The organism is Mycobacterium sp. 360MFTsu5.1 (assembly GCF_000383495.1).
In the GTDB taxonomy this organism is placed as follows: Bacteria; Actinomycetota; Actinomycetes; order Mycobacteriales; family Mycobacteriaceae; genus Mycobacterium; species Mycobacterium mucogenicum_B.
In genome coordinates this window covers 622,762-649,707 of the sequence record NZ_KB911463.1, presented here as the reverse complement: position 1 = coordinate 649,707, position 26,946 = coordinate 622,762, and the positions used below count along the sequence as shown (strand labels likewise).

Sequence of the window (26,946 nt, the reverse complement as noted above, 5' to 3'; positions counted from 1 at the left end):
TGGACTTCGCGTTGTCGGCAAAAGCGCAGGATTACCAGCACAGGCTCACCGAGTTCATGACCGAGCTCGTGCTGCCGGCCGAGGCCTCCTACCACGCCTATCGCGAGGAGAAGGGCCCGAAGGACCACACGGTGCCGCCGGTGGTCGAGGAACTCAAGATCGAGGCCCGCAAGCGTGGCCTGTGGAATCTGTTCCTGCCGTCGGAGTCCGGGCTGACCAACCTGGAGTACGCCCCGCTGGCGGAGATTTCCGGCTGGAGCATGGAGATCGCCCCGGAGGCCATCAACTGTGCGGCACCGGACACCGGCAACATGGAGACCCTGCACCTGTTCGCCAACGAGCAGCAGAGCAAGCAGTGGCTCGAACCCCTGCTGGCGGGCGAGATTCGCAGCGCGTTCGCCATGACCGAGCCCGCCGTGGCGTCCTCGGACGCCCGCAACATCGAGACGACGATGCTGCGCGATGGTGGCGACTACGTCATCAATGGCCGCAAGTGGTGGATCACCGGCGCCGCCGACCCGCGCTGCAAGATCCTGATCGTCATGGGCCGCACCAACCCTGACGCCGCCTCGCACGCCCAGCAGTCGATGATCCTGGTGCCGGCCGATACCCCGGGTGTGGACATCCAGCGGTCGCTGCCGGTGTTCGGGTGGCAGGACCAGCACGGCCACTGCGAGATCGTCTTCGACAACGTCCGGGTGCCGGCGGAGAACCTGTTGCACGAAGAGGGCTCCGGTTTCGCCATCGCGCAGGCCCGGTTGGGGCCGGGCCGCATTCACCACTGCATGCGCGCCCTCGGCGCCGCCGAGCGTGCCCTGGCCCTGATGATCGACCGGGTGCAGAAGCGCGTCGCGTTCGGCAAGCCGCTGGCCGAGCAGGGCGTGGTGCGTGAGTCGATTGCCAAGTCCCGCAACGAGATCGACCAGGCCCGGCTGCTGTGTGAGAAGGCCGCCTGGACCATCGACCAGCAGGGCAACAAGGCCGCCCATGTGCTGGTGTCGCAGATCAAGTCGGTGGCCCCGCAGGTCGCGTGCGACGTGATCGACCGCGCCATCCAGGTACACGGCGCTGCCGGTATCTGCGACGACGTCCCGCTGGCGCGGCTCTACGCCTGGCACCGGGCGATGCGGCTGTTCGACGGTCCGGACGAGGTGCACATGCGCACCATCGCGCGCGCCGAACTCGGCCGCGAGAAGTCCGCACTGGCGGCCGCGGCGTTGGGTCACTGATGCGGTCCACTGGTCTGGAACTCGCCGGCGCCTGGAACTTCCGCGATGTTGCCGAGGAGACGGGCATTGCCCCCGGCCGGCTGTTCCGCTCCAGCGAGCTCAGCGCGCTCGCCGAAGACGGCCGTAAGGCGTTGCAGCACTATGGCATCACCGACGTCGCGGACCTCCGGTCGCTGCGTGAGGTCGAGCGCCGGGGCCCCGGCCAGGTGCCCGACGGCGTCGCGGTCCACCTGCTGCCGTTCCACGAGCTCGCCGCGGCAGGCACCGATACGGCCGAGGCGCCGCACGAGAACGCCTTCGAGAAGATGATGACCGCCAAGCCCGACGACGAGGACGTCGCCGTCGCCGCCGGTCGCTTCATGGTCGAGGAGTACCGCCGCTTCCCCACCCTGCCCGGTGCGCATCTTGCGATACGCCAGGTCATTTCGATGCTCGCCGACGCACGGCCGGTGATCGCGCACTGTTTCGCCGGCAAGGATCGCACCGGCTTCACGGTGGCGACGGTGCTGGGGGCCGTCGGCATCGATCGCGACGCGATCCTCACCGACTTCCTGCGGAGCAACGACGCCGTGCCGCAGCTGCGGGACGGCATCCTCGAGACCATCCGGACCCGGGCCGGTGAGACTGCTGAGGTCGTGACGTTCGCCGAGGCCCGGCTCACCGAAGAGGTGCTCGGCGTCCGCGAGGAGTACCTGGACGCGGCCCTGGCCGTCGTCGACGCCGAATACGGTTCGCTATCGAATTACCTTGCCGCCATTGGCGTCACCGACGAACAGGTGACGCGGTTGCGCGCGGTGCTGAGGGGCTAGGTCCGGTCCGTCGGTGGCGCGGCGAGTGTCACCCGGACCTCGTCGGCCACTTTCATCGCGCCCATCAGCATCGAGAACTGTTTGATGCGATGGTCGCTGTGCCGCACCAGCGCCTCGCCGGTGACCTGCACGTCCGCGCCGTCCTGCACCACGTGGACGACGACGGTCTGCTCGTGGCTCTGGCCGCTGAGGTCCAGAGTCCCGGTGAGCCGCCACGCGTCGCCGCTCCGTTCGATTGCCGACGAGCGGAATGTCGCCTGCGGAAAGCGCTTGGCCTGCAGCGTTTTCAGCGCGTTGTTGCGCACCATCGTCCTCTCCGAGCCGGACAGCGGCGTCATGCCGCCCTCCCCCGTCAGGACTTCCAGCGAGTTCAGGTCGACGGTCACCTCGACCGACGTGGGTACGTCCCCGTCCACGTCGACGGTCGCGCGCCACGATCTCATCGCGATGGTCAACCGGTGTCCCATCCGAGCCGCGGTACCGGTGACGCCGGTGTGCAGAAGCAGCTCACCGGCCGACGCGTCGAAAGTCCTTCCCGCTGCGGTCAACTACCGACCACCAATCCCGTCACCCACGCCGCCGCGGCCAACAGCGCGGCCGTCAACTCGACCCCCATGGCCAGGGCGACGCCCTTGATGGCGTGTTTGGTCGACGTCCAGGCCCGGCCCGGATCCCGCAAGGCCGAGTACTCGGAAAGGTAGACGCCCAGCACGAAACCGAGGGCCAGGCCCAGCACCGGGATCACGAAAAACCCGATGATGCCGAGGATTCCCCCGACGATGAGGCTGCGGGTGGATACGTCGGCCCGACGCATCCGGCGCACCGGCCAGAGATATTTGATGACCTCGCCGGCCACGAACAACGCCGCCGCGACACCGAGCACCACCCATGACGTCGCGGTGTGGACGGCCACCGCCCACACCGCGATCGCCAGGAACACGAGCAATCCGCCAGGAAGCACCGGCACCACGATGCCGACCAGGCCGATCGCGATGACCAGGGCCACCAGCACTGTTCCCAAGGTGTTCACTTACGGCTCCAGGACAGCCTTGCCGTGAATCTTCCCGTCCGCCAACGCCTGAAGCGCGGCGGCACCGTCGGACATCGCGAAGCGCATCGGCTCCGGCGGCCGCAGCCCGCCGTCGACCAGCTTGGCGAGGCCCGCCCCGATCTCCGCGGCCGAACCGGGCACCTGGCGGATGAACTCGCCGTACCCGACGCCCACCACGCTGACGTTGCGCAGCAGCAGCCGGTTCACCTTGACCGTCGGGATGCCTTGTCCGGCAGCGAAACCCAAAACCAGCAGCCGACCCTCGGGGGCCAGCACCCGGATCGCGTCATCGAACGCCTCGCCGCCGACCGGGTCCACTACCAGGTCCACTCCCCGACCGTCCGTCGCCGCCAGCGCAGCGTCGCGCCACCCGTCGGTCAGCGGCAGGACCACGTCAGCGCCGACAGACGCCACGAAGTCCAGCGCCTCGACCCGGTGCACCATGGCAACCACCTTGGCGCCCATGGCCTTTGCGATCTGGATGGCCGCAACCCCGACGCCGCCGGCCGAGCCCAGCACCAGCACCGTCTCCCCCGCAAGCAACCGGCCGCGGCGGGCCAGCGCGAAGTACATGGTGTAGTAGTTCCCGAGCAGGCAGACCGCCGAGGCGTCGTCCAAGCCGTCGGGCGTCGGGATCACCGAGTCCGGCAGCGCCAGCGCGCGTTCGGCGTAGCCGCCCATCATGGTGAACGCCGAAACCCGCTGACCGGCAACGAAACCGGAGCTTTCGGGCGCCGACCGGACGGTACCGGCCACCTCCATACCCGGGGTGAACCCGGGTGGAAGCTTGAGCTGGTACTCGCCGCGGATCAGCAGCAGGTCGGGAAAGCAGACGCCGGCCGCACCGACATCGATGACGACCGCGTTGCCCGAAGGGTCTGCGGCGTCATCGACATCGGTGTAGGCGAGGCCCGATGGGCCGGTCAGCGACTGTGCGACAAGCGCTTTCACCTATCAGCCGAGCGCGAACGAAGCGGCCTTGGCGGCGGACAGGTCGGTGATCTCGCCCCACTTGGCGGCCACCTCGTCGACGGTGGGCACGTGGTCGAAGGTGACGCCGTCGTTCTGGAACAGCGCGGTGCGCTGCACCTTGCCGCCGCCGACGATGAAGATCGACCCCGTCTCGGGCAGCTCTTCGCTGCACAGCTGCGCCACGACCGGTGCCACGTACTCCGGGGACAGTTTCGCGAAGACCTCCGGCGGCACGATGTCCTCGGTCATGCGGGTCGCGGCGATCGGTGCGACGGCGTTGAGCTTGATGTTGTACTTGGCGCCTTCCTGGGCCAGCGTGTTGATCAGGCCGACCAGCCCCAGCTTGGCGGCGCTGTAGTTGGCCTGACCGAAGTTGCCGAACAGACCACTGGTCGAGGTGGCGACCACGACGCGGCCGTAGGCGTTCTCGCGGAAGTGCGGCCAGGCGGCACGGATGACGTTGTAGCCGCCGTACAGGTGCACCTTGAGCACGATGTCCCACTGCTCGGCGGTCATCTTGTGGAAGGTGCCGTCGCGCAGGATGCCCGCGTTGGACACCACACCGTCGATCTTGCCGAAAGCCTCGATCGCGGTCTTGACGATGTTCTCGGCGCCCTCGGCCTCGGCCACCGAGTCGTAGTTGGCGACGGCGCGGCCGCCGGCGGCCTTGATCTCGTCGACGACCTGGTCGGCCATGTTGTGGCCGGCGCCGGTGCCGTCGCGGGCGCCGCCGAGGTCGTTGACCACGACACAGGCGCCTTCGCGGGCCAGCGTCAGCGCGTATTCACGACCCAGGCCGCCTCCGGCTCCGGTGACGGCAATGACGCGATCTTGCACTCCGGGCATGGGTTTCCTCTCATGGAACAGAAATGGAACAGCCCGCCCAATCTGTTTTCGGGTGGGGCCACCCCTTGTGTATACGGCGACCGGCTGACCGCCGTGCCGCCGGGTCTGCAATCTCTAGAAGAACTTGCGCGCGATCTTCCACGCCTTGTCGGTGTACGGCGGGTAGATGAGCTTGCCCAGGTCGGGCCGCGTCGGCTTGGTCATCACCGACTTCGCGTGGCTGAACTCCAGGAAGCCGTAGCGGCCGTGGTAGGCGCCCATGCCGGACGGTCCGACGCCGCCGAACGGCAGGCGCGCGGTCGACACCTGGAAGATCAGGTGGTTGACCAGCATGCCGCCGGCCGGGACCTCACGGATGAACCGTTCGCGGACGGCCTTGGCCTTCGTGAACAGGTACGCGGCAAGCGGCTTGGGCCGGGCGTTGACGAACGCGATGGCGTCATCGAGCGAGTCGACGGTGATCACCGGCAGGATGGGCCCGAAGATCTCCTCGGTCATGACCGGTGCGTCGAGCGGCGGGTCGACCACGACGGTCGGCTGCATGGTGAGCCGTGCCGGGTTCGTGCCGCCCCCGGTGACTACGTCGCCGCCGGTGCCGAGGTAGCTGCTGAGCCGGTTGAACTGCCGCTCGGTGACGATCGGCAGGCCGTCGGCGTCGTCGGCGGTGAACGCCACGACGGCGTCCCGGATCTTGGCGACCAACTCGTCGCGGATGGGCTTCTCGGCCACCACGTAGTCCGGCGCGACGCAGATCTGGCCCGAGTTGATCACTTTGGCGAAGGCAATGCGCTTGGCGGCGACGTCGATGTCGGCGTCGGCCGCGACGATCACCGGGCTCTTGCCGCCGAGTTCCAGCGTGACCGGCGTCAGGTGCTCGGCTGCGGCCGCCATGATCTTCTTGCCGATCTCGGTGCCGCCGGTGAACATGATGCGGTCCAGGCCCTGCGCGATCAGCTCCTGGCTGACCATGCCGTCGCCCTCGATCACGGCGATGGCCGAGGTGTCCAGGTACTTCTCGACCAGCTCCACCATCAGCCGCGACGAGGCCGGGGCGAACTCAGAGGGCTTGAGCACCACCGTGTTTCCCGCGGCGATGGCACCGACGAGCGGGCCCAGCGTGAGGTAGAACGGGAAGTTCCAGGCGCCGATGATCAGCACCGTGCCGTAGGGCTCGTACTCGACCCAGCCGCGGCCGGGCAGCTGCGAGCGCTCCAGCAGGCGGTAGCGACGTTTCGCCCACTTGTGCAAGTTCTTGGCGGCGTCCTTCGCCTCGGCGATGGTGCCGACGCTGTCGGCGAGCCAGGCCTCGAAGGGCTTGCGGCCGAGATCGGCCTCCAGCGCCTTGGCGATGGCCGTTTCGTTCTCCTCCATCGCCTGGGCCAGCGCCAGCAGCTGACGTTTGCGCCACTGCAGGTCGCGGGTGCGCCCGGTGGCGAAGGTCTTGCGAAGACCGGCGACGACCGCCGGGATATCGGCAGCCGTGTGGCCGACGGATACCGCTGAATCAAGGGTCATGACGAACGTCCTTACGTGAGCCAGGCAACACCGGAATCCTAACCAACCAGCCGGTTGGTTTGAAGAGTCAACCGGTCTCGATCAGCCCTTGCGCGCCGTCACGAAGGTGGAAAACGCCTTGTCATCGGCGGTATCGACCTGCACCCAACGATTCAGCCGGCGCATCTCCTCCTGCGAGGTGACCGACGTCGACGACCAGCCGTGCGCGTCCAGCCACTCGGCGACGTCGGCGCGGTCGGGGTCCTCGTACATCAGATCCTGCACGTTCATGACCTGCCCCATGCCGAACTGACCGGCGAGCTTGTCGAATCGGTCCCGCATCCGCTGGCGCCGTTCGGCGGCGTGCTCGCCGACCGTCTCGACCGAGATGCGGCTACCCGGCGCGCTCAGCGCGGTGATGTTCTCGAAGAGCCGGTCCTGCGCGTCGGCCGGCAGGTACATCAGCAGACCTTCCGCCAGCCACGCGGTCGGTGCCGAATCGTCAAAACCGGCTTCCCGCAACGCTTTCGGCCAGTCATTGCGCAGGTCGATCGGCAGCTGATGCAGTGTCGCCGCCGGCGTCGCGCCATGCGCCTTCAGGGTCTCGTCCTTGTACTCGAGCACCTTCGGCTGGTCGATCTCGAAGACGGTCGTGCCGGCCGGCCAGTCCAATCGGTAGGCCCGCGAATCGAGCCCGGACGCCAGGATCACCACCTGCCGGATGCCGGCCGCCGCGGCGTCGGTGAAGTAGGCATCGAAGAAGTGCGTACGCACCGCCTGGTAGTTGCCCATGTGCTCGAGGACCGCGGCCACCTCGGGATCGGCACCCGCCATCCGGTTGTTGAAATCGGCGTCGAGGATCGTCTCCCACACACCCGTACCGGCGCCGGCCACCAGGATTTTCGCGAACGGGTCGCGGATCAGCGCGTCATCGCGCTCGGTTTCCCCGGCCCGCGCGGCGGCCACCATCACCGCCGTCGCACCCACACTGCTTGCGATGTCCCAGGTGTCGTCGTCGGAGCGCTCGCTGCCCATGTACCAGGTCTACCAGCTGATGCCGGTCTATTCGGTGACCTGCCACAGCTTGTTGGCCAGCAATAGTTCGAGCCGCTCGATGACGGCGGTCAGCTCCTGGTGGCTGCCGACATACCCGGCGTAGAACCCCATGCCCCACATCACGGCGATGAGCATCTCCACCACCGTGGACACCTCGGTGTCGACGGCCAGTTCACCGCGTTCGATGGCGTCGGTGACGGCCCAGGTCACGAAGTCACGGGAGGCCACGAGCGCGTCGTGTTCCTCCTGGCGCAGTTCGGGATGTCGCTGCGCCTCGAGGATCGAGGTCACCAGGAACGCGGCAGCGGACCGGTCCTCGGAGTCGGCCTGGATGGCGGCGACGAAAAACGACGACAGGCGCCGGATGAAGGTGGTCTCCTCCTCGGCCCGGCGACGGCCCGCAGCGACGACCATGGCGTTGGTCTGATCGAGGACCTCGCCGTAGAGCACGCGCTTGTTCGCGAAGTAGTGATTGATCGCTGGGCGCGTCAGATCCGCGCGGATCGCAATGGCTTGGAATGTTGCTGCGTCGTAACCAAGTTCACTGAAAACCTCGCGTGCGGCGCGCAGGATGCGCTCACGAGTTTCGGCCGCCTTCGCCGCGGGAGGGCGACCCGGGCCACGGGTGGCGATGTACGGCATCGTCAAATTGTGCCATAGATCTCGGCCCGACCCTGCTCGTATGCGCGGGACAGCCGTCGAAATTGCTTCTTCCAGCAAACTTGCAGATCTGTCAACAACCGAAAGCTGCACGGCGTGCGGTTCCCGGCCGCGGGCCGGCGCCGTTCGGTAGCCCGGCCAGGAACGACCGCCGGTGTGCCGGCCTCTGCGAAACACCGCGGCCACAGGCGTGTTGTTGCCGGGGCATTGCGACGTCAGCCAAATTAATGTTGGGCGCCATGGCGGGCGTGGTGTCGCGAGAGTCGCCGGCGTTGCGCCGGGAGCAGCTCGTCACCCGGCTGCGCGACAAGGACCCCGAGTACGACGCACTCCGGCGCGCGACCCGCGCTGGTGTGGTGCTCCCGGTCGTCGCGATCGCCGGACTGGCAGTCGGTACCGCAGTCGGCAGCAGGTCGCAGACGACCATGTTCGCCATCTTCGGTGCGGTCGCGCTGCTTGTCGTGGTGGATTTCCCCGGTAACCGGCCGGCGCGGGCGCTGGCCTATGCCGGGCTCGGCTTCAACGGCGCGGTCCTGATCACCCTGGGCACGCTGCTGTCGCCGCATCCGTGGCTGGCGGTGCCGGCGATGTTCGCCATCGGGCTGCTGGTGACGTTCTCGGGCGTCCTCAGCGAGATCATCGCCGCCGGCCAGCGCTCCACCTTGATGACGTTCGTCCTGCCGGTGTGCACGCCCGCCGGGCCTGTCCCCGACCGGCTGCTCGGCTGGGCCGTCGCCTGGGCCATTGCCGTCCCGGCCGCGCTGTTCCTGTTGCCGCCCACGCATCACGACGACCTGCGCAAGCACGCCGCGCAGGTGTGCCGCCTCCTGGCGGCCCGGCTCGAGGGGTCCGCGACGGCACAAGAGCTGTCCGATGCGATGGAGGTGCTGGGCGACAACTTCCTCGGTGCCGACTTCCGCCCGGTCGGCCTGACCGCGGGCAGCCGCGCCCTGGTACGGGTCGTCGACGACCTGCGCTGGCTGTGCGACCGCGCCACCGACGCCACCGGCTCCCTGCTCGCCGAGACGCGTGAGCCGGCCATTCGGGTACTGAACGACTGCGCCCGGGTGCTGAGCACCCCGCGCGCCGAGGGCCGCGATCGCTACCGCGCCGACCTGGCCGACGCCCTGACCGCGCACCGGGCCGCCACCCGCGGGCGCTACCGCGAGGACATCGAGCTGATCCGGGCCGAACCCGACGACCTGCTGGCCGTCGCGACGGGCCGAAAGCTGTTGCGGCTGCGCACCTTCTCAGCGTGTATCGGGGCGACCGGCCGCGTCATCGGACTCGCGGCCGACGCCGACGCCCGGCCGGTGTGGGCCCGCGTTCTCGGGCGACGTCTGCCGGTGGCCGGGAACTTCGACCGGGTGCTGTCCGAATCCCAGGCCGTGTCAGCCATCCCCTCGGGGTTCGTCGCGACGCGAGCGGTGGTGGTGCAGAACAGCCTTCGCACCGGCATCGGGCTGGCCGTGGCGGTGGCCGTCGTCCACCTGTTCCCCCTGCAGCACGGTTTCTGGATCGCCATGGCATCGCTGTCGGTACTGCGCAGCAGCGCGCTGACCACCGGGACCCGCGTGTTGCGCGCCGTCGGCGGCACCGCGATCGGATTCCTCCTCGGCACCGTGGTGATCCATCTGATCGGCGCGAACCCGGTCCTGCTGTGGTTCGTCCTCCCGATCGTGGCGTTCGGTTCTGCCTATGTGCCCGATGTGTTTTCGTTCGTGGCGGGCCAGGCGATGTTCACCATGCTGGTGCTCACCATCTACAACCTGATCAGCCCGGCCGGTTGGCGCGTCGGGCTGATCAGACTCGAGAACGTGTTGGTCGGCGCCGCGGTGGGCATCGTGGTGTCGCTGCTGCTGTGGCCGCGCGGGTCGGCGGCGGTCGTCCAGCGCACGCTGGAATCGGCGCGCCTCGCCGGCACCCGGTATCTGACCGCGGCCGTGCGGCGCGTGACCCGCGGCGCCTCCGAGGCCGCCACCGACCGCGTGCACGCCCTGAGCTTCGACGCGTTGACGGCCTCCCGGACCGTGGATGATGCCGTGCGCCACTTTCTTTCGGAGAGCAGCGGGGCCACGGAGCTGCGGGCGCCGGTGGTCCGGGCGGCCAATCAGACGGTCCGGTTGCGGGCGGCGGCCGACCTCATCGCTGACGTCGTCCCGCCGCCGCTGGCCCCGTATCGGGCCGCCCGGGAGGTCCTCGAAGCGCACACCGCGTCGATCTGCGCCCGGATCATGGGCTCCGAAGACGCCGATGCCGCAGCGCTCACACCGATCAGTGACGACTTCGTGCTCGCGCTGCGCGCCGAGGCCGGCGGCGGAAACCTGTCGGTCGAGGCCGCGCTGCCTCTGGTGACCGTCGCCGCCAGCCTCGGCGAGCTGGAGCTGCTTTATCCGGACGCCGCGCCGGCGTGATCAGTGCCCGGGGCGGTGCGGCTTCAACGCGTTCGGCGGAATGGTGCCGAACTTGCCGGACTGGAAGTCCTCGAAGGCCTCGATGAGCTCCGACTTGGAGTTCATCACGAACGGCCCGTAGTGGAAGACCGGTTCCCGGATCGGCTGACCGCCGAGCAACAACACCTCGAGCGCGGGCCGGTTGGAGTCCTGGCCTTCGTCGGCAGCGACGGTGATCCGGTCCCCCGGCCCCAGCACCGCGAGCTGGCCCTGGTGGATGGGGTGACCGACGGGCCCGACGGTGCCGCGTCCGGACAGGATGTAGACGAGCGCGTTGAACTTGCGGTTCCACGGCAGGTCGAGGCGCGCGCCGGGTGCAATTGTCGCGTGCGCCATGGTGATTGGCGTGTGCGTGCCGCCCGGGCCCTTGGCGTCGCCCATCTCGCCGGCGATGACGCGAACCAGCGCGCCGCCGTCGTCCGAGGACAACAGCGTGACATCGGTGCCCTCGATGGCCTGGTACCTGGGGGCGGCGAACTTGGCCTTCTTGGGCAGGTTCACCCACAGCTGCAGGCCGTGGAACAGGCCACCGCTCTCGACCAGTTCGGCCGGCGGCGTCTCGATGTGCAAGATGCCCGACCCGGCGGTCATCCATTGCGTGGCGCCGTCGGTGATCAGACCGCCGCCACCATGGGAATCCTGGTGTGCGAAGCGGCCGTCGATCATGTAGGTCACCGTCTCGAACCCGCGGTGCGGGTGCCAGTCGGTGCCCCTCGGTTCACCGGGTTCGTACTCGACCTCACCCATCTGGTCCAGGTGGACGAACGGGTCGAGGTCGGCCGGGCTGACCCCGGCGAAAGCTCGGACCACCGGGAAACCCTCGCCCTCATAGCCACGGGGGCCGGTGGTGATGGACCGCACCGGGCGTTCAGTGTCACTCGGCGCAGCGGAAGCAATACGCGGCAAGCTGATCGTGTCAGCGGTGATAGCAGGCATGTCACCTATAACCGGACTATGGTCCGATTAATTCCGGGTGCTAGTGCGACCGAAATCCGCTGGTCAATGCGTTGCCAGTGCAGCGAGCGCCGCGCTACGGGCGTCCTCCGAGGACTCGGCGGCCAGTGCCGCTTCCGCGGCTGCCCGGCACTGCGCCAGCGTCACCCCGGCCAGTGCGGCGCCGACCGCGCGCACCGCTGCCGCCGCCGACGACAGCGACGTCACACCCAGCCCGACGAGCACACACGCCAGCGCCGGGTCGGCCGCGGCCTCCCCGCATACGCCGACCGGCTTGCCCTGCTCGGCACCCGCTTTGGCCGCCGCGTGCACCAACGCCAGCACCGCCGGCTGCCAGGGGTCGCTGAGCGTCGCCAGGTCGGCCGACATCCGGTCCGCCGCCATCGTGTACTGCGTCAGATCGTTGGTACCGATCGACAGGAAGTCGACGTGCCGCAGAATCCGGTCGGCCAACAACGCCGCGGCGGGCACCTCGATCATCACGCCGGGCGTCAGACCGAAGGACCGCACCTGCGCCGCAAAGGCTTTCGCCTCCGCAGGCGTCGCGATCATCGGCGCCATCACCCACGGGCTCTGGCCGGTCGCCGCAGCCGCAGCCGCGATGGCCTCCAGTTGGCGGGTCAGCAGCTCCGGATTGCCCTGCGCGATACGGATGCCGCGGACGCCCAGCGCCGGATTGGCCTCATCGGCATGCCCGGCGAAGCGCAGCGGCTTGTCCGAACCGGCGTCCAGGGTGCGCACCACCACTTTCCGCCCCGGGAACGCGGCCAGCACGTCCCCGTAGATCTGCGCCTGCTCGTCGACGGTCGGTTCGAGATCCCGATTCAGAAAGCACAATTCGGTCCGGAACAGACCGATGCCTTCCGCCGGCGTCTCGGCCGCCGCCTGTGCCGCGGCACCGTCCTGCACGTTGGCGAGCACCGCCACCTGATGTCCGTCAGCGGTGGCGCCCGGACCACGCCAGCTGTCGGCGAGATCGGCCTCGCGGCGCGCCTGGGCCACGGCCGCGGCGGCCACGGTCGCGTCGGGTTCGATCTCCACGGTGCCGTTGGTGCCGTCCACCAGCACCATCGTCCCCGGCTGCACCTTCTCCAGCCCGGAAACGGCCACAACGCACGGGATGCCCAGCTGACGGGCGATGATCGCGGTGTGGCTGGTCGGCCCACCCAGGCTGGTTACCAACGCGACCACCAGGTTGGGGTCCAGCCCCGCGGTATCGGCGGGCGCCAGATCCTCGGCACACAGCACCGACGGCACGTCGGGCACCGGCACTCCCGGCTCGGGAAGGCCACGCAGATCCGCGATCACCCGGTCCCGGATATCCCTGAGGTCGGCGACGCGCTCGGCCATCAGTCCGCCCATGCGGGTGAACATCTCGACGAACTGGTCCGCCGTCGCGACGACCGCGCGCACTGCGGACATGCCGTCGGCGATGCGCTTCTCCGTCGCCGCCGCCCAGGCCCGGTCCTGCGCGAGCGTCGCCGTCGTGGTCAGCACTTCCGCCGCGGCCCCGGTCGCCTTGGCCGCCCGGGACCGCAGCCGGTCCGCGACCGCCGACGAGGCCGCCGCGAAGCGTTCCCGCTCCCCCGCCCGTTCCGGCTCTTCCAGCTCAGCGGCGCTGTCGTCGGCCTCCGGCGCGGGGCGGGCACCCGGCCACAGCACCGGCGCGTACCGCACTCCGCCGACGGCGGGCACTCCGCGAAGGACTACAGGGGCACTGCTGGTTTCCACGTCGACGACCCTTGGCGACGGGCTCACAAATGTCTGGCTCATGTGATGTAGATTACTCCGAACCGTTGACAAGTCAACACATCCAAGCGTAAAACAAACAATACAAAGATCGAACCGGATGGATTCCCACACAATTGGAGGGTCATGTACGCGGAAGAGCGGCAGCAAGCCATCGCCGCGCGAGTCCTCGCCGACGGCCGCGCCTCGGTCAACGACCTGGCCGAGGCCTACGACGTCACCACTGAAACCGTCCGCCGCGATCTCGACGTCCTCGACAAGGCCGGTGTCATCCGGCGCGTGCACGGGGGAGCGGTACCGGCCCGCACGCTGCACCTCGTCGAGCAGGGCGTCGTCCAGCGCGATTCCACCCAGACACAGCAGAAAGCCGCCATCGCGGCCGCGGCCGTCGCCCTGCTGCCCGCCACCGGCGGGACGGTGCTGATCGACGCCGGCACCACCACCGCCCGCATCGCCGAGCTCATTCCCACCGACCGCGACCTCGTCGTCATCACGAACTCCATTCCCGCCGCCGCGAAGCTGACGTCCAACCCGACGGTGTCCCTGCAGTTGCTGGGCGGCCGCGTCCGCAGCCTCACCCAGGCCGTGGTGGGGGAGCAGGCCCTGCGGACACTCGACTCCCTGCGCGTCGACGTCGCCTTCCTCGGTACCAACGGCATCAGCGTCCGGCACGGCTTCTCCACCCCGGACAGCGACGAGGCCGCCATCAAGCGCGCCATGGTCCACTGCGCCAACCACGTTGTGGTGACAGCGGATTCGAGCAAATTCGGCCGGGAAGACCTGGTCAGTTTCGCGCCGCTGTCGGCCGTTCAAACCGTCGTCACCGACACCGACATCCGCCCCCACGAGCGCCAGGAGCTCATCGACGCCGGCGTCGACGTCATCTGCGCGGAGAGCGAATCATGATCGTCACCGTCACCCTGAACCCGAGCCTCGACCGCACCGTCACGCTCGACGAGCCGCTGACCAGAGGAGCGGTGCACCGCCTCACCCCCGTCTCCACCGAACCAGGAGGCAAGGGCGTCAACGTATCTCGCGCGCTGACCCAGAACGGTGTCGACACCCTCGCCCTGCTGCCGGCCGCCGACCACGACCCGATCCTGACGGGGCTGACGACGCGCGGCGTGCCATTCCACAACATCGCCATCCCGGGCACCGTGCGCAGCAACCTCACCATCACCGAAAAAGACGGCACCACAACCAAACTCAACGAACCGGGGGCCCACTTGGATGCCGCCGCCCTGGCGACCCTGACCACCGCCGTCTGCGACCACGCGGCGGGGGCAACCTGGATGGTGCTGTCCGGATCGCTGCCACCCGGGGTGCCCGACGACTGGTACGCCGACATCGTGGCCCGGCTGGCGGCCCTGCCGTGCCGCGTCGCGGTGGACACCTCCGAACGCCCGCTCACCGCCCTGGCCGAAGCCTTCGGCACCGCGGCACCCGACCTCATCAAGCCCAACTCCGAGGAACTGGCCTGGCTGACAGGCCGCTCCGCACCGGAACTGGAAGAAGCTGCCGCGCAAGGCGATCCACTGCCCGTGGTGTCCGCCGCGCGGCAACTCGTCGACCGCGGCGCCGGCACCGTGCTCGTCACGCTCGGCGGCGCGGGTGCGGTCCTGGTCGACCGTGACGGGACCTGGGCAGCCACGGCCCCGGCGATCGTGCCGCGCAGTACCGTCGGCGCGGGAGACGCGTCGCTCGCGGGCTACCTCGCCGCCACCATCGCCGGCGCCGCGCCGGCGCAGCGGCTGCAGACGGCCGTCGCGTACGGCAGCGCCGCTGCCGCCCTGCCGGGTTCCGCACTGCCCGGCCCCGACCAGCTCGACGTGAAAGCCGTTCAGGTCCAGGCGGTCACGTCCGCCTCCGCCCACCTCTGATCCGTTCTATTCAAAAGGAACACCCATGCCGATCATCACCTCGGACCTCGTCGCACTCGACGTCGACGCCGGCCCCGACAAGCAGAATGTGATCGAACTGCTGGCCGCCCGGATGGCCGCAACCGGACGCGCCACCAACGGAGACGGACTCGTCGAGGCCGCCCTGGCGCGCGAAGCCCAGTCGGCCACCGGGCTTCCCGGCGGCATCGCGATCCCGCATTGCCGGTCGCCCCACGTCGACGAACCGACGATCGGTTTCGCCCGCCTGGCGCCCGCGGTCCCGTTCGGCGCGCCTGACGGCCCTGCCGACCTCGCGTTCCTCATCGCGGCACCGGATTCCGGTGGCGCCGAACACATGAAGCTGCTGTCGAGCCTGGCCCGCGCGCTGGTACGCAAGGACTTCGTCGAACAACTGCGTGCCGCGGGCACCGCCGATGAAGTGGTCGAACTCGTCGAAAGCGTGGTCACCCCCGTACCGGCAGCCGCACCCGCGGCGCCGGCTCCCGCCGCACCTGCTGCCGAAGCGGCGCCCGCGGCCTCGATCATCGCGATCACGGCCTGTCCCACCGGAATTGCCCACACCTACATGGCCGCCGACGCCCTGAAACTGGCCGCCGACCGCGCCGGGGTGGACTTCAGCGTCGAAACCCAGGGCTCGTCCGGGTCCACCCCGCTGTCGGCCGAAACCATCGCCGCCGCCGATGCCGTCATCTTCGCCACGGATGTCGGCGTCAAGGACAAGCAGCGCTTCGCCGGCAAGCCCGTCGTCGCATCGGGCGTGAAGCGGGCGATCAACGAACCCGACACCATGATCGCCGAAGCCGTTGCCGCGGCGAAGGATCCGCAGGCCCCCCGGGTCCAGGGCGAGACCGCCGCGGCCACCGCCACCGATACTCGCGGCGGGCTGGGCTGGGGCACGCGCCTGCGCCAGATCCTGCTGACCGGCGTCAGCTACATGATCCCGTTCGTAGCGGCCGGCGGCCTGCTGATCGCGCTGGGCTTCCTGTTCGCGGGATATGAGATCGCCAACAAGCCGGCCGGACAATCGGATTCGCTCGCACACATCGTCGCGACCACCAACTCGCTGACCAACCTGCCGGCGGGCGGGCTGATGCAGTACCTCGGCGCCGTGCTCTTCACCTTGGGTGGACTGGCCTTCGGCTTCCTGGTTCCCGCGCTCGCCGGGTACATCTCCTTCGCCATCGCCGACCGTCCCGGCATCGCACCGGGTTTCACCGCGGGCGCGGTGGCCGTCACGGTGGGCGGCGGATTCATCGGCGGTATCGTCGGCGGTCTCATCGCCGGGTTCGCCGCCCTGTGGATCAGCTCGTTCAAGGTGCCCCAGTGGTTCCGCGGCCTCATGCCGGTGGTGGTGATCCCGCTCGGCGCCTCACTGATCGTCGGCCTGTCGATGTTCCTGCTGCTGGGCCGTCCGCTGGCGGCGGTCACCTCCGGGCTGACCCACTGGCTCGGCAGTATGTCCGGCAGCTCACTGATCCTGCTGGGCGTCATCCTCGGCCTGATGATGTGCTTCGACCTGGGCGGACCGGTCAACAAGGCCGCCTACTCCTTCGCCGCCGCCGGGCTGAACATCACCGACGTCGCATCGCTGCGGATCATGGCCGCCGTCATGGCCGCCGGAATGGTGCCGCCGCTGGCCATGGCGTTGGCCTCGGCCGTCCGGCCCCGGTTGTTCACCGAGCCCGAACGCGAAAACGGCCGGGCCGCATGGCTTCTCGGCGCGTGCTTCATCAGCGAGGGCGCCATTCCATTCGCCGCCGCCGATCCGCTGCGGGTCATCCCGTCGATGATGTTCGGCGGCGCGGTGACCGGCGCCCTGGTCATGACATTCGACGTGACCTCCAAGGCGCCCCACGGCGGCATCTTCGTCTTCTTCGCCATCGGCAACCTCATCTGGTTCGTGGTGGCCGTCGTCGTCGGCGCCGTCTGCAGTGCGCTCGCGGTGATCGCCGCCAAGAGCGCGGGCCGGTCGCTTCCGCCGGTCGACACCACCGCGGCTCTGCAGCCGGCCGGCAGCTGAAACGTCCCGAACAAGCAATAACCCAACAATCACTAGGAGAAGCAATGCCCAGCAAGACCGTCACCGTCGGATCCGCCATCGGCCTGCACGCCCGTCCGGCAGCCGTCATCTCCGAGGCCGTCATCAATTCCGGTGCCCAGGTCACCCTGGCCGTCGACGGTGGAGAACCCGTGGACGCCGGCTCGGCACTGATGATCATGACGCTCGGGGCGGGCAACGGAGCGCAGGTGACGGTGGCCTCCGACGACGAAACCGCCCTGGCAACCGTCGCTGACCTGGTGGCACAGGACCTCGACGCCTGACGCGCCCGGCTCGGGGTCACTCCCAGCAGCCACAGAAAGCGCACAGAGCCCCCACTACGCACCACTAGTATGAATTCGTGCTACATGCGTATGGGGAGGGCATCGCGGTTCGCGGCGGTGTCGTAGCGGGAAAAATGTCACGGGGGACTCGGAACATCACGAGCGGTCGTCCCCATGGTGGGGGCGGTTGCTCGTGCGTCGTCTAGCCGCCGTAGCTGCTGCGTTGCTGCTGGCTGTCGCCAGCGCCCCGCCCGCACTCGCCATCGAACCGCCGGCCATCGACCCCGGCGCAGTCCCGCCCGACGACACCGGCCCCGATCAGCCGATGGAGCAGCGCAAGATCTGCTCCGCGCCGACCGTGCTGCCGAACACGAACTTCGCCGACAAGCCGTGGGCGGCCGACTATCTGCACCTCGCCGAGGCGCAGAAGTTCGCGACGGGAGCCGGCATCACCGTCGCCGTCATCGACACCGGTGTGAACGCCTCACCGCGGGTCCCCGCCGAGCCCGGCGGCGACTTCGTCGACAAGGGCGGCAACGGCCTGTCGGACTGCGATGCCCACGGCACCCTGACGGCCTCGATCATCGCCGGCCGTCCGGCACCGACGGACGCGTTCATCGGCGTCGCCCCCGAAGCCCGCATCCTGTCGCTGCGCCAGACCTCGGAGGCATTCCAGCCGAAAGACGCCCGCAGCGATCCCAACGATCCGAACACCACCCAGACCGCCGGGTCGCTGCGCAGCCTGGCTCGCGCCATCGTGCACGCGGCGAACCTGGGCGCACAGGTCATCAACATCTCGGAAGCCGCCTGCTACAAGGTCACGCGGGCGATCAACGAGACCGGCGTCGGTTCCGCCATCGCCTACGCGGTGAACGTCAAGAACGCCGTGGTCATCGTGGCCGCGGGTAACACCGGCCAGGACTGCACCCAGAACCCGCCGCCGGACGTCAGCGTGCCGTCGGACCCCCGGGGCTGGAAGCAGGTGCAGACCATCGTCTCGCCGGCCTGGTACTCGCCGCTGGTGCTGACCGTCGGCGGCATCGGGCCGCAGGGCCAGCCGAGCAACTTCTCGATGTCCGGCCCCTGGGTCGGTGCCGCCGCCCCCGCCGAAGGTGACACCGCACTGGGCTACGACGGCAATCCCGTCAACGCGCTGAACGGACAGGACGGCCCCATCCCCATCAACGGCACGTCGTTCGCCGCGGCGTACGTCTCGGGTCTGGCGGCCCTGCTGCGGCAGCGTTTCCCCGACCTGACCGCCGCACAGATCGTCACCCGCATCACCGCGACGGCGCGGCATCCCGGTGGGGGAGTGGACAACTACGTCGGCGCCGGTGTCATCGACCCGGTGGCGGCGCTGACGTGGGACGTTCCCGCCGGCCCCAAGCAGGCGCCCTACCAGGTCAAGAGCATCCCGCCGCCGGTGTACATCCCGCCGCCGGACCGCGGACCCATCACGATGGTCGTCGTGGCCGGTGCCGCGCTGATCGTGCTGCTCGGCCTGGGTGCGGTGACTCGCCGTGCGCTGAGGCGCCGATGAGGCACTTCGGGTTCCGCTTCACCACGGGGCACCTGCTGTGGGCCGCGACGCTGGTGCCCGCGGTCGTACTGCTGTGCATGCATTTCGACCTGCTGTGGCTCGGGATAACCCTCGGTGTCCTGATCGCACTGTTCTCGGTCCTCGCCATCCGCGGACGGCGGCTGACGGGCTGGATCGCCGCGATGTTCGCCTGGCAGCGCCGCCGCAAGGTGGCCCCGCCGGCTCCCTCGGAGCCGGCCGTCGGCGCGACGGTCATGCCCGGCGACCACGTCGCGGTGCGCTGGCTGGGTGACCACCTGGTCTCGGTTGTCGAACTGGTGCCGCGCTCGTTCACCCCGACGGTGATCGTCAATGGCGAGGCCTTCACCGACGACAACCTCGACACCCGACTGGTGGAGCAGTTGCTCGCGGCGCACGGACCGGATCTCGAGGCGGACATCGTCTCGGCGGGTTACCGCGTCGGCAAGACCGCCCCGTCGAGCGTCGTCGCGCTGTACGAGCAGGTGGTCGGCCCCTACGCCGCGCCCGCCAATCGGCGGACCTGGATCGTGTTGCGCGCCAACCCCGACGAGACCCGCCGGTCGGCCCTGCGCCGCGGTACCGGGGTCGCCGGCCTGGCCGGCTACCTGGTGGCGACCACCACCCGCATCGCCGACCAGTTGGCCAGCCACGGCATCGACGCCCGCCCCGCCCGCAGTTTCGAGGAGTACGACCGGGCAACCGCGATCAGCTTCGAGCGCGAGACGTGGTCAACCATCAAGGGCCGCAGCACATTTACCGCGGCCTACTCGGCACCCGGCGGACCCAACATGTGGTGGTCGGCCCGTGCCGACCACACGATCACCCGGGTCCGGGTGAAGCCGGGTCAGGCGCCGACGGCGACCGTGCTGCTGACGACGCTGGCGACGCCGACGACGCCGCGCGGCTTCTCGTGTCTGTTCGGTGGACAGCGCGCCGCGCTGGAGGGGCTCAGCCCGATCACCGACCGGCACTACGAGCTGCCGATCGGCTCGGCCGGCGTGCTGGTGGGGGAGACGGCCGACCGCTACCCGGTGTACATGCCGTTCGACAACGTCGACTCCACGATCAACCTCGGCGACGCGCACGTGTTCACCCAGTTCGTGGTGCGCTCGGCGGCGGCCGGCGCTGTCGTCACCCTGGCACCGCAGTTCAAGGAATTCGCGGGATTCATCAATGCCCGGATCGGGAATGTCCCGAAGGTGGCATGGCCCAATGCCACCACCTACCTCGGCCCACACCCGGGTATTTCACGAATTTTGTTGCGCCACAACTTTATCGACACCCCGCGCCACCGTCAGCTGCCGATCCAGCTGATCAACCCGCGCGAGGAGAGCCGGTTCCAGATGGCGCTGGAGAAGTAAGGGGGAGCAAGTAGATGGCTGGAAAACTGAAAGTCTCCTCGGAGACGCTGAACGCCAAGGCAGCTGAAGTTGACGTAGATCTGCCGACCTTGCCGCCGGCACCCACAGCGCCATGCGAGTTGGCAATCGCGCAGGACGCCACCAATTTCCTCAAGAACAACCTGCAGCAGCTCGACGCCGCATTCAAGGCCGGGCGCGCTCAAAATCGACGACTGGCCGCCTGCCTGCGGGCGGCCGCCGCGGCCTACGACGCCGCCGACGCGGCCGGGAAGTCGGGCATCGATGCCACCAAGCTCGGCGCTGGCGGAGGTGCACCCATCACCCCCAATCTGCCCCCGGCACCGGCGCCCGCAGACCCGGTCGGCAGCTTGCCCTGGATGCTCGAATCGCTCGGCGGGGCCGAATCGCACCCCAGTAACCCCGGCATGGATTGGGAAGTAGCCGCTAAGCAGATCAACAGCGGTGACCAGGGCACCTCGATGATCGAGTTCGGCACACAAATGGTCGGAGTGGTGACGAAGCTGGCCGAACTGAACAGCAAGTTCAATATGGCCGGCGTCGAATGGGAAGGCGATGCTGCCGAAGCGGCAGAGAATGCGCTGAAGGACTACTCAACGTGGCTGACGGCGATGGCCCAGGCGGCGAACAACCTGGCCATCCAGGCCATGGACCTGTCCGCGATCCATGGCGGCAGACGACCCGAGCACCCCAGCATGCAGGACGTGGCGGACTACGAGAATGCCAGCGTGCTCGCGACAGTCGGGCAAGCGGCATACGACTTCTTCACCGGCCACGCCACGAAGCAGCAGGAATCCGACACCGTGCGGGCCAAGTACGCACAACAGGCGACGATCCGTTCCCTCGTGACGCCGCCACCACCCAACTTTGGGTCGAACGCCTGGCCTGCCGTCAAGCCGGGGGATGTGGCGAAGAAAGACGGCCAGGGCACGGGTGCGCCCCAAGGACCTGGCGGTGGTGGGCCGTCCGGTGGCGGCGGGACCCCGGGCGGCGGGGCGCCGAGCGGTGCGACGCCGTCGATGCCGGAATCGCCGAGCGTCAGCCCGGCTTCTGCTGGTGAGCAGAAGCCCGCGGGCGGTGGATCACCTTCTGGCGGTTCACCTTCCGGTGGCGGCTCACCGTCGGGCGGATCCGGACAGGGTTCACCGGGCGGCGGGATGCCCGGCGGATTGGGCGGCGACAAGCCGGAGATGCCGAGCCTGCCCGACGGTCCCAGCGTGAGCCCGGCATCCGCCGGCGGCGGTGCGGGCGGCGGGTCCGGTGGCGGTGGCGGCGGGCTGGGCGGCCAGCCCATGCAGCCGGCAGCCGTCGCACCTGCGGTGGGCGCTGGCGGCGCGGCAGCCGGCGGCGCCAGCCAGGCCGCGGGCCGCCCACCGGTCGGCGGCGGCGGTATGGGCGGCGGCATGGGTGGCGGCATGGGCGGCCACGGCGGTGGCCGCGAAGGCGGCAAGGAAAAGAAGCGCAACGCGAATCTGTCGCCCGATGAGGTCCTGTACACGGAGGACCGTGCCTTCACCGACGGCGTCATCGGACACCGGCGTCGCACCAAGATCGATGACAAGAAGGACACCAAATGATCGAGATGCACCCCGAGGTCGCTGCGGTTCTCCAGCAGGCCCAGCGCCTGCAGTCGGTCATGGACGAGCAGCTCGCCAAGATGAACACCGAATCGTTCACCGCGACCGACGAAGCCAAGACCGTCGAGGTCACCCTCAACGGCCACCACTGGCTGACGGATCTGTTCATCGAAGACGGCCTCCTGCGCCTCGGCGCGGACACCGTCGAAGCCCGCATCAACGAGGCGTTGGGCAACGCGACGGCGAAGGCCACCGAGTCCATCGACGCCGACCGGGCCCGCCTCAACGAGCTGGTCGCCGAGATCACGGCCAGTAATCCGCCCGCTCAGCCGTAGCGGTCCCTGGATGAAGATCGCCAAGCTGGCCGCGGCGACAGCGGCCGTGGCACTGCTGGCCGGCTGCACCACGGTGACGACCGGCGACGCGACGAAAGACCCGTCGTTCAAGCCGGGTGACGCCATCGTCAGCCTGCTGAACCCAGGCAACTACCCGACGACGCCGAAGCCCGGACCGGCACTCAAGCAGGAGGCCGAGAGCGGCCGGATCATCGACGGCGAACGCATGGGCGAGTACGTGGTCGGGCCGTGGGAAGTTGACCCGCAGTTGCTGAACGTCGGCTTCATTTCGACCGGGCTGTTGTTCAGCGTCGGCTCGCTCCTGTCACCAGAGCTCGACCAACTGGCGCAACAACAGCACTTGATCTACGCGTTCGGCTCCGGCCGCCACACGGCGGCAAACGCAGACCACCTTCGCAGGCTGCAGAACACTGTCTTGCGCTTTCCAAGTCCCGAAGAAGCGGCTGCGGCAGCATCTGGTTTCTACACGCAGCACCCGCGCATCCACGATCCCTCGACGAAACTCAATATCCCGATACCCGGACATCCGGAATCGCAGGCGCTCCAATCCACCATGCCCGATGGAACTTTCGCCACCTCGATCATCTCGCCGCATGGCCCATATGTCTTGATTCAAGGCGGCACTGCACAGGAAAGCCCCGACGCGTCATTGCAACTGGCGACCAAGGCGTTAGACCTGCAGGCGCGTCGAATCGACGATTTCAAGCCTACCGATCCCAGTCAGTTCGCCACCATGCAGACCGATCCTGAAGGACTGTTGAGCAGGACGGTCCCCACCAAGGAACACAAGGCAAACCAGGGCTTGTGGGGGCCACACGGCCTCCTTCATTTCGAAGACGACCCAGTCCAAACCACCGCGGCATTGGCGGCAGCCGGCGTCGACGTCGTTTCGGTACGCGGTACCTACCTCTACCGAGCCAAAGACGCCGCCGCGGCGGCGCAGCTCGCGCAGAAGCTCGCCGAGCCTGGCGGTAGCAGCCCCAGCGAACCTGGCCCGACCGTACCCGGACTGCCCACGGCCAAGTGCCGGGCGATCAATTATGCGGAAGTGAAAGCGCTTGTCTACGACTGCACCGCGTCGTTCGATAGGTGGGTGTACGTGGCCTCCTCATTGCAGCCGTTCGACGCCACACAACGAATGGCATCCCAATACCTGCTGCTGACCGCGAAATAGCGACACCTGGTTCAACTCGCGTTCGGCCGCCTTCAGGCCGTCCGGCCGTTGCCGCGGCGGCTGAGGCACTCAGCCGCTCGAGTGCGTACAGTTCGCGGAGAGTCACTGCGTAACGTCTCGGGGAGCCGGCGCAGTCGGGAGACGATGGGGAACGTCATGAAGACCGCCAAGTGGGCCGTAGCGACGGTCGCAGTGGCACTGCTGGCCGGCTGCACAACGGTGACGAACGGCGACGCGACGAAAGACCCCTCGTTCAAGCCTGGTGACGCCATCGTCAGCCTCTTGAACCCCGGGAACTACCCGACGGCACCCAAGCCGGGGCCGGCGCTGAAGCCGGGCGCAGAATCCGGACGGCTCATCGACGCGGAGCGTCTGGGTGAATTCGTCGTCGGACCATGGGAAGTCAATCCCACTCTGGTCAATATCGGGGTAAATGTAACAGGCCTGTTTCTCGACGCCGACCGTCTGAACAGCGTCGAACCCGGTCCCATGAAGCAGATCGCCAAAGATCATCAGCTGATCAACGGGTTCGGCTCAGGTCGTGGAACCATTCGCGGCGCAGATCACGACAACCAGTTGGTGATTCTGGTACTGCGATTCCCAACAGCCGACCTGGCCAACGACGCTGCCCGCCAATTCGCGGCGCAGGCCCCGACAATAGATCCAGCCTCGCCCAATCAACCGATATCAATTCCAGGACATCCCGAGGCACTCGCGCACGCGGCCACCACGTCAGAGCGAAGTTTCACAGTCAGCTCCTATACTCCGCACGGGCCATACGTGCTGTATCAATACGCTTCGAGTGACGTAAACCGCGACACCGCAACACAGTTCGTTGCTAAGTCGCTGGATCTGCAGTCTGCTCGAATCGATGAGTTCCAGCCGACCGACCCAGCGCAGTTCGCCACTATGCAAACCGATCCCGAAGGGCTGCTGAGTCGGACGGTTCCCACGAAGGAGCATAAGAGCAATCAGGGCCTATGGGGGCCCCGCGGCATTCTTCATTTCAGCGATGACCCACTGCAAACGGGCGTGGACCTGTCAGCAGCCGGCGTTGACATCGTTTCGGTGCGCGGCACCCACCTGTACCGGGCCAAAGACGCCGCCGCCGCGACGCAACTGGCGCCAAAGTTCGCCGAGCCAGACGCCAAGAACCACACTGAGCCGGGTCCCGCCGTGCCCGGCCTCCCCTCAGCGAAGTGCCAGGTAACCGATGTCGCTGAGGTGAAGGCTCGGGTCTACTCCTGCTCTGCATCGCTGGACCGATGGGTATACGCAGCGTCGTCGCTACAGCCATTCGACGTCACACAACGCATGGCGTCCCAGTATCTGCTGCTGACTGCGAAATAATCGGACCACAATGACCTCGACCTTCAATCCCGGCGACATCGTGGCCGGCTACACCATCGAATCCGTCCTCGGTGTTGGCGGCATGGGTGTGGTCTACAAGGCCAAGAACCCCCAGCTGCCCCGCAGCGACGCCCTGAAGGTCCTCACCACTTCCATCCAGGGCGACGGCCAGTTCAGGGAGCGCTTCCTCCGCGAAGCCAACGTCGCCGCCACGCTCGACCACCCGAACATCGTCGCCGTCTACTCCCGCGGCGAAACCGAGGCGGGTCAGCTGTGGATCGCCATGCAGTACGTCGCGGGTACCGACGCCGACCAGGAAGTCCGGTCCGGGCGGATGTCACCCGCGCGGGCAGCCCGCATCATCACCGAAGTCGCCAAGGCCCTCGATTACGCGCACCGGCGCGGCATCATGCACCGCGACGTCAAGCCCGCCAACTTTCTGCTGGCCAACGCCGAAGATCCCGGCGATGAAGAACGAGTCTTCCTGGCGGACTTCGGAATTGCTCGCGCCTTCGACGACGCCGCGCACCTGACCACAGACGGCTCGGTGATGGCGTCCATCGCCTACGCCCCGCCCGAGGCACTGAGCGGGCAGCACGTCGATTCGCGTGCCGATGTCTACTCTCTGGCCTGCAGCTTCTTCGTACTGCTCACCGGCCGGACGCCGTACGGGGGACTCCCCGGCGGTATAGCCGCGATCGCCGCGGCACACGTGACAGGAGAAATCCCCCGCGTCACTGACCGCGTGCCCCACCTGCCGTGGGCGCTGAACGAAGTCATCGCCCGCGGCATGGCCAAGGACCCCAACGCCCGCTACCAGACTGCGCGGGAATTCGCGGCCGCGGCCACGGCCGCCGTCACGAACACCGGCCCGGCGCCACAGCCACCCGGCCAGCTGCCACTGCCGGGGCCGGGGCCGGGGCCGGGGCCGGGGCCGCAATCATGGTCGCCCCGTCAGCCAACGCCACCCAGCGGCGTGCTGACTTACCCGAGCGGACAGTTCAGCGGTCCTTACCCGCCCGGCCCGCCACGTGGCCCGCTGCCTGGCCAGATGGCGGCACCCCATCCCCCGGCGGCTCCACAGAAGAGTTCACGCAAGCGTCGACTGGTCATCGGTGCCGCGGTCGCTGCCGTGATCACCGTCATCGCGGTCGTCGCCTCCATCATGCTGACCGGCAAGCCCGGCGCCCCGGCGTACACCGCGCAGTCATTCATTCACGCCCACGGCACCACCGAAATCACCAAGGCGCCAACAGCTGTCGCCGCCCTCGGCCCCGGCGACGCCGATGCCGTGCTGTCGCTCGGTCTGCAACCAGTGGCGATCGCCGGCGCAGGTACGTCCCTACCCTCGTGGTTGCAGTCCAAGATCACCGGAAACCCGTCGGTCAAGGACACCGTCGGCTTCATCGACACCAGCGCCATCCAGGCCGCCAAACCCGACGTCATCATTGCGACCGGCGACATCGACGACGCGACCTACCAACGCCTCGCGGCCATCGCGCCGACGGTGACGCAGCCGAAAGACACCAGCCGGGCATGGAACTGGCAGACCCAGCTCAAATGGATCGGCAAGATCGTCGGCCGTGACAAGGACGCCGACACCCTGATCGACCAGGTGTCGTCCCAGCAGACCGATCTGAAGAACCAGAATCCGCGAGCCGCAGGGAAAAGCGTCCAGGTGATCCACGTGTCGGACGACGGCGTCACTCAGACCTTGACGCCATCCAATGCGGCGGATTATCTCAATTCGCTCGGTTTGAACTACGACCCCGACTTGCGTCGCAAGCCAGGTGATAGTAGTTCAACCCGGTCGATGCCAGACCTCGGCAAATTGTTCCTGATTCACAGTGAAGTGTTGGTGGTCGTGCGCACCGACAAAGCCGCCGGCAACGGTGGGGCAGCGGGACTTCCCTACCAATTGGCCGCCTACCGCGGATCGATGATCATCGTGGATGACCCTAATAGCGTTGCAGCACTTGCCGATCCCGGCGGTTACCTGGCTACCGAGTATCTCAACGCCAACTTCGTTCCGCTAATGAGTGTCATCCGCTGA

The 26,946-nt window shown here is 68.3% G+C and carries 23 protein-coding genes; 14 read left to right on the top strand and 9 right to left on the bottom strand.

What is annotated here, in order from left to right; translation table 11 throughout:
• The first annotated feature begins 11 nt into the window (after nt 1-11).
• Nucleotides 12-1,229 carry an acyl-CoA dehydrogenase family protein gene (locus H289_RS0106670; RefSeq protein WP_196809996.1) on the top strand — a complete coding sequence of 406 codons (1,218 nt, stop codon included), beginning with the start codon at nt 12-14 and terminating at the stop codon, nt 1,227-1,229.
• Nucleotides 1,229-2,038 carry a tyrosine-protein phosphatase gene (locus tag H289_RS0106665; protein ID WP_020099988.1) on the top strand — a complete coding sequence of 270 codons (810 nt, stop codon included), beginning with the start codon at nt 1,229-1,231 and terminating at the stop codon, nt 2,036-2,038. The genes H289_RS0106670 and H289_RS0106665 overlap by 1 nt, the downstream gene beginning before the upstream one ends.
• Here H289_RS0106665 and H289_RS0106660 read toward each other — a convergent pair.
• The 7 genes from H289_RS0106660 to H289_RS0106630 all read right to left on the bottom strand — a co-directional run bounded on the left by H289_RS0106660 (nt 2,035) and on the right by H289_RS0106630 (nt 8,099).
• Nucleotides 2,035-2,586, bottom strand: coding sequence for a YceI family protein (locus H289_RS0106660; RefSeq protein ID WP_020099987.1), 552 nt, complete (start codon nt 2,584-2,586; stop codon nt 2,035-2,037). The two genes, H289_RS0106665 and H289_RS0106660, sit on opposite strands and share 4 nt — an antisense overlap.
• Nucleotides 2,583-3,068, bottom strand: coding sequence for a DUF456 domain-containing protein (locus H289_RS0106655; protein ID WP_020099986.1), 486 nt, complete (start codon nt 3,066-3,068; stop codon nt 2,583-2,585). Before H289_RS0106655 ends, H289_RS0106660 begins: the two co-directional genes overlap by 4 nt.
• On the bottom strand, nt 3,069-4,040 hold the full coding sequence (locus H289_RS0106650; protein ID WP_020099985.1) for an NADPH:quinone oxidoreductase family protein: 972 nt from the start codon (nt 4,038-4,040) through the stop codon (nt 3,069-3,071). It lies immediately after the preceding gene.
• A gap of 3 nt (nt 4,041-4,043) precedes the next feature.
• Nucleotides 4,044-4,907, bottom strand: a complete 864-nt coding sequence (locus H289_RS0106645) for an SDR family oxidoreductase (RefSeq protein ID WP_020099984.1) — start codon at nt 4,905-4,907, stop codon at nt 4,044-4,046.
• A gap of 114 nt (nt 4,908-5,021) precedes the next feature.
• Nucleotides 5,022-6,422 (bottom strand): aldehyde dehydrogenase family protein, encoded by a 1,401-nt coding sequence (locus H289_RS0106640; RefSeq protein ID WP_020099983.1) that lies wholly within the window; start codon nt 6,420-6,422, stop codon nt 5,022-5,024.
• An 81-nt stretch (nt 6,423-6,503) separates the two neighbouring features.
• Nucleotides 6,504-7,436, bottom strand: coding sequence for a class I SAM-dependent methyltransferase (locus H289_RS0106635; protein WP_020099982.1), 933 nt, complete (start codon nt 7,434-7,436; stop codon nt 6,504-6,506).
• A gap of 27 nt (nt 7,437-7,463) precedes the next feature.
• A complete protein-coding gene (locus tag H289_RS0106630; RefSeq protein WP_020099981.1) occupies nt 7,464-8,099 on the bottom strand; it encodes a TetR/AcrR family transcriptional regulator in 636 nt (211 codons plus the stop codon).
• 257 nt (nt 8,100-8,356) lie between these two features.
• Between H289_RS0106630 and H289_RS0106625 the strand changes: the two genes are divergently transcribed.
• Nucleotides 8,357-10,531: an FUSC family protein gene (locus H289_RS0106625; protein WP_051128417.1), complete on the top strand. Its 2,175-nt coding sequence runs from the start codon at nt 8,357-8,359 to the stop codon at nt 10,529-10,531.
• Here the strand turns inward: H289_RS0106625 and H289_RS0106620 are convergent, their stop codons facing one another.
• Complete coding sequence (locus H289_RS0106620) at nt 10,532-11,506, bottom strand: pirin family protein (protein ID WP_029104867.1); 975 nt, start codon at nt 11,504-11,506, stop codon at nt 10,532-10,534.
• A gap of 63 nt (nt 11,507-11,569) precedes the next feature.
• A complete protein-coding gene (gene ptsP / locus H289_RS0106615; protein WP_051128399.1) occupies nt 11,570-13,297 on the bottom strand; it encodes a phosphoenolpyruvate--protein phosphotransferase in 1,728 nt (575 codons plus the stop codon).
• 102 nt (nt 13,298-13,399) lie between these two features.
• Here ptsP and H289_RS0106610 point away from each other — a divergent pair, with 102 nt between their 5' ends.
• From H289_RS0106610 to H289_RS0106560, 11 genes are all read left to right on the top strand, one after another.
• Nucleotides 13,400-14,179 carry a DeoR/GlpR family DNA-binding transcription regulator gene (locus H289_RS0106610; protein ID WP_020099977.1) on the top strand — a complete coding sequence of 260 codons (780 nt, stop codon included), beginning with the start codon at nt 13,400-13,402 and terminating at the stop codon, nt 14,177-14,179.
• Nucleotides 14,176-15,153: a 1-phosphofructokinase gene (gene pfkB / locus H289_RS0106605; RefSeq protein WP_020099976.1), complete on the top strand. Its 978-nt coding sequence runs from the start codon at nt 14,176-14,178 to the stop codon at nt 15,151-15,153. The genes H289_RS0106610 and pfkB overlap by 4 nt, the downstream gene beginning before the upstream one ends.
• A gap of 25 nt (nt 15,154-15,178) precedes the next feature.
• Nucleotides 15,179-17,194: a PTS fructose transporter subunit IIABC gene (locus H289_RS0106600; protein ID WP_020099975.1), complete on the top strand. Its 2,016-nt coding sequence runs from the start codon at nt 15,179-15,181 to the stop codon at nt 17,192-17,194.
• A 44-nt stretch (nt 17,195-17,238) separates the two neighbouring features.
• On the top strand, nt 17,239-17,496 hold the full coding sequence (locus tag H289_RS0106595) for an HPr family phosphocarrier protein (protein ID WP_020099974.1): 258 nt from the start codon (nt 17,239-17,241) through the stop codon (nt 17,494-17,496).
• 193 nt (nt 17,497-17,689) lie between these two features.
• Entirely contained in the window at nt 17,690-19,036 is a 1,347-nt protein-coding gene (mycP, locus tag H289_RS0106590; protein WP_029104865.1) for a type VII secretion-associated serine protease mycosin, read from the top strand.
• On the top strand, nt 19,033-20,418 hold the full coding sequence (gene eccE / locus H289_RS0106585; RefSeq protein ID WP_020099972.1) for a type VII secretion protein EccE: 1,386 nt from the start codon (nt 19,033-19,035) through the stop codon (nt 20,416-20,418). The genes mycP and eccE overlap by 4 nt, the downstream gene beginning before the upstream one ends.
• Nucleotides 20,419-20,432: 14 nt before the next feature.
• Entirely contained in the window at nt 20,433-22,013 is a 1,581-nt protein-coding gene (locus H289_RS33335) for a PPE domain-containing protein (RefSeq protein WP_177127390.1), read from the top strand.
• On the top strand, nt 22,010-22,348 hold the full coding sequence (locus tag H289_RS0106575; protein WP_020099970.1) for a YbaB/EbfC family nucleoid-associated protein: 339 nt from the start codon (nt 22,010-22,012) through the stop codon (nt 22,346-22,348). Before H289_RS33335 ends, H289_RS0106575 begins: the two co-directional genes overlap by 4 nt.
• A gap of 10 nt (nt 22,349-22,358) precedes the next feature.
• Nucleotides 22,359-23,543, top strand: coding sequence for a DUF7373 family lipoprotein (locus H289_RS0106570; protein ID WP_020099969.1), 1,185 nt, complete (start codon nt 22,359-22,361; stop codon nt 23,541-23,543).
• A 156-nt stretch (nt 23,544-23,699) separates the two neighbouring features.
• Complete coding sequence (locus tag H289_RS0106565; protein ID WP_029120028.1) at nt 23,700-24,893, top strand: DUF7373 family lipoprotein; 1,194 nt, start codon at nt 23,700-23,702, stop codon at nt 24,891-24,893.
• A 10-nt stretch (nt 24,894-24,903) separates the two neighbouring features.
• Nucleotides 24,904-26,946, top strand: a complete 2,043-nt coding sequence (locus H289_RS0106560; RefSeq protein ID WP_020099967.1) for a serine/threonine-protein kinase — start codon at nt 24,904-24,906, stop codon at nt 26,944-26,946.